Below are 3,758 nucleotides of genomic sequence, written 5' to 3'. Positions count from 1 at the left end.
CTTCAGACACATCAAGATCTTGCTGCAAATATTCATAACCACAAAAATATTGCCAATAAATATTTTCCTTTAGCTCTTCCTCCGTAAACGAATCAGAACCGTTGTACATAGCTTGAAGCATTGATAGTGCTAGCATTACTCTATGATCTTTCTTATTTCTACCAAATTGCTTGATTTCAATGTTAGGCAATGCTCTGGCTTCAAGTTCAGACCAATTTACTAAATCCCTTAGTTTATATAACTTGTTTTTAGGATTTAGTTTTGTAGATAATTTCTCTTCAAATAACCTTTCTTGTTTTTGGAGAAAAGTAATATTTTCTATAGGCATAATTTTAAAATCCGTAAGCTTTATGCGGTAATTATACCATTTTCTTATGGATTTTGTAAGCTGTTTATGACATGAAACCCCTTGTTAATTCAGGCGGGGAGAGTTTTGACGGAGGGACTAGTTATAGTGGTAGCATGAAACTTATTTCCTGTAAGAAGATATCCTTTTGCTAAGTTGTGTTTGAAATCTACGTCTGCTGGAGAATAGAGAAAAACTTGTATTCCTCTTGACTCCAAATATTGGCTAATTGGCACTAATCTATCAAAATGAAAATGCCACAATTCCTTTTCAGGAGATTTTTTATGAGATAAATCGGCTATAAAGCCAACGCAATACAGGTTAGGCGGAAACCTATATGTATCAACGTTATATTTTTTTTGTTGTAAAAAAATTTTACTGTCAAACATCAACTATTTTCCATCATAATTTGATATAGAGCAAGCAGTGACGACAGATTGTGCTGGACATAATCTATCCTGATTTCATGTGTATTAATGCTACCACGAAAACCACCGTAAGCCTTCTCTCTAACTGCTAAATACATAGTTGTAAGTTCAGTATATTGTGTGCGCAGCTGAAATCCTATTGTGCGCTTTGCACACTCCATAATGGATAAAGCTAGCTGCTCATTATCATCATAATCCCTTATCAGTCTGTACGCTGCTAGTAAACCTTCACTTCTGGTCGCTGCTGGCGTTGACCTAGGATCACCTGCGTAGAAGCTGCCAAAGTAATCAGGATATTTGACCTGTAAGTTTTGTTTATTCATTATTGCATTACATATCTTGGCAACATGCTCAATAAATTGTTGATCTTGTTTTGCACGATGCAGTTCATTCAAACCATAAAGAAGCCAATGATCATGCTGCAATTCGCGGACAGTCTTGTTACCATCTCTGGTATTAATTAGCCATTTTGCAATTTTATATGCAGCTTCAACAAATCTTTTATCTGGAACAATTTTATTTGCAAGCATCAAGCCATAAATTGCCTCCCCCGGGTAGTAATCAGAAATCATGTTCTTGTAATTCCCCTTAGGATAATATTGTATATGACCAGGAAAACTACCATCCTCATTCATCTTTTCCAAAATCCATTCGCAAGCTTTTTTCATAAGTGGGACGTAAGCATTATCCTTTGTTACCTCTGTGTATTTTGCAATAGCTAATATCGCAAGGCCATTGCCACCCAGTTTAATGGAACCACGTTCTAGTAAACATATTGTGTTAGCGTTTTCAATACCAGGTACAAAAAACCTTATCATGTAGGACATGGCTCTTTTTATTGCCGGTAATATATTGTGATCTTTTAAAACGTCATAATATTCCGCCATGGAAAAAATAGTTCCAGCGTGCCTGAGAACACTGTAGTCTTTCATGCTACGGTTAGCGTCAGCGTAATAAGAGTAATCAAATCTACCAGAAGGGTAAACTGAATCATTAAGGTATAAGGCAGCAATCTTTATTGAATGCTTGATATCTTTTATATCAATTTTGTTATAAAGCTTTTGCCCCCTATAAAGCATATGTAGTTGCTCCTTCTCTACCAAAAACCCTTCGGTTTCAAAAAGATAAACTGTAAACTTCTTGCTGTTTAACACCTGGAAAAATTTACTTGCTTCTAAAGGGCTATTTTCAAGGTAATTATAACTTCTATTGAGATATAATTCTAAATTGTCATCAAGCAAAAAATTATAGGCAATTTGTTCAGGTAAGATTGCAAGTTTATATTCCACAGCAAAAGCAATACCGTGCAAACCTCTTTCTAAAGGATATCTGGTATCAGCGGTGCAGTTTTTAAGCACTATTACATTTGTAACAATATCAAGCTTTACCACAAGATCATCCACCTGATAACTGGCAAAATCTTTTAAAAATCTTGCAAATAAGACTTCTAGAGCACTAAGCAAGCCGAAGCTACCTTCACAAAAAACTGTTGCCGTAATATTTTTAGGCGCAATACTCAGAAAAAGCATTCTTGGAGTATGATCTTCAATTACAAGCTTCTTAGGATTATATTTTTTATCCTTTAATGAATCGCACAAAACTTGCTGCAATATTTCAAAATCGCTCTTCTCAAGCTTGGGTTGTGAATTAAAATCAATATGATCGAACCAAATTTTCTCTTTCTGCATATCGCTTATGTCCTTTAGCTCTATAATAAATTCATGGGTATTTGGTACAAGGCTGGGTGGCACGACAAATACCAAGCTCTCCAAGTAGCAAATAAATTACTATAATGACAAACAAATATAAGCAATTGGTTATGCTTGATCCACTCAATTAACTAGATCATTTTGAACTATAATAAATTAGGTGGTTGATTTGCTATACCTAATATACATTTCCCAGTTTAAATCAGACATATGAATTTTAGTTCGTTCGATTGGATGGTTGAATTAATAGAGTTATTAAATCCACAGCGAAATGGTTTTATACGCAATCATGCTGAACATACTACACTTCACACGTTTTTTGACGTAAGTCATCCCCGACTTGTCCGGTATCTTTTTCTACTGCCCTAGGTTCATGGGTCAAACCCAGACTGACTGTACTGTGTATAGTAAATTAAACTGGGAAATGGTACTATTCTTCAACCGCTTCGACACCTTTGACTTCAGGCACAAAATGTTGAAGCATCGATTCAATACCATTTTTGAGAGTAATCGAAGAACTTGGGCAACCAGAACAAGCACCACGTAATTGAAGGTAGACAATACCATCTTCAAATCCTTGATAAACAATATCTCCACCATCCATAGCGACTGAAGGCCTAACCCTTGTTTCGATAATTTCTATTATTTGTTTTTCGATATCAGACATGCCATCTGTATCGATATCTCTAAAAATATTCTGAGGTTCATCAAAAACAGGCAAACCAGCAACTAAGTGATCCATTACGACCATCAATATTTCCGGCTTTAGCAGCGACCATTCTGACTGTTCTGATTTAGTAACTGTAATAAATTCCTTGCCATAAAAAACCGCTTCAACATTACCGACTTGAAAAATCTTAACGGCCAAAGTGCTTCTTTGCACGGCTTCTTCAAAACTATTTAAGAAAATTGGCCCTTCTGGACTAATTTCAAGACCTGGCAAAAATTTTAGTGCATTTGGATTTGGCGTTTCTTCAATCTGAATAAACATAAATGATTCTACTAATATAATTAGAAATGGTACCCGCGGCCGGACTCGAACCGGCACGAGCTAGGCTCCACAGATTTTAAGTCTATTATGTCTACCATTCCATCACGCGGGCACAAATCACTAATATCCTAGTGATAACCTAAAGCATGCAGTATTTAAGTCGCCTGACACAGTAGAATAATTCATACAAAAAAACAAGCGTTTTGTAGTCTCTCCGTCAAAACTCTAAATTTTTGATATAATTTCAAGAATTTCAAAAATAAATCACCGCACATTCATTTTTT

4 protein-coding genes and 1 tRNA gene are annotated in these 3,758 nt (G+C 35.6%); all 5 read right to left on the bottom strand.

Features of this window, described 5'->3' with window-relative positions; translation table 11 throughout:
- Positions 1 to 328: transposase (locus Megvenef_RS07910; RefSeq protein ID WP_322776028.1), on the bottom strand; the 328-nt coding region annotated here is incomplete at its 3' end.
- An 89-nt stretch (positions 329 to 417) separates the two neighbouring features.
- Positions 418 to 735 carry a hypothetical protein gene (locus tag Megvenef_RS07905; protein WP_322777410.1) on the bottom strand — a complete coding sequence of 106 codons (318 nt, stop codon included), beginning with the start codon at positions 733 to 735 and terminating at the stop codon, positions 418 to 420.
- Positions 735 to 2,525: a glycoside hydrolase family protein gene (locus Megvenef_RS07900; RefSeq protein WP_322777409.1), complete on the bottom strand. Its 1,791-nt coding sequence runs from the start codon at positions 2,523 to 2,525 to the stop codon at positions 735 to 737. Before Megvenef_RS07900 ends, Megvenef_RS07905 begins: the two co-directional genes overlap by 1 nt.
- Before the next feature lie 388 nt (positions 2,526 to 2,913).
- Entirely contained in the window at positions 2,914 to 3,474 is a 561-nt protein-coding gene (locus tag Megvenef_RS07895; RefSeq protein ID WP_322777408.1) for a NifU family protein, read from the bottom strand.
- 27 nt (positions 3,475 to 3,501) lie between these two features.
- Positions 3,502 to 3,586, bottom strand: a tRNA-Leu gene (locus tag Megvenef_RS07890).
- Positions 3,587 to 3,758 lie beyond the last annotated feature (172 nt).

It is taken from the genome of Candidatus Megaera venefica (assembly GCF_034554655.1).
Taxonomy (GTDB): Bacteria; Pseudomonadota; Alphaproteobacteria; order Rickettsiales; family Rickettsiaceae; genus Megaera_A; species Megaera_A venefica.
Note: the sequence above shows the minus strand (reverse complement) of the source record. Positions and strands in the feature narration are given on the sequence as shown.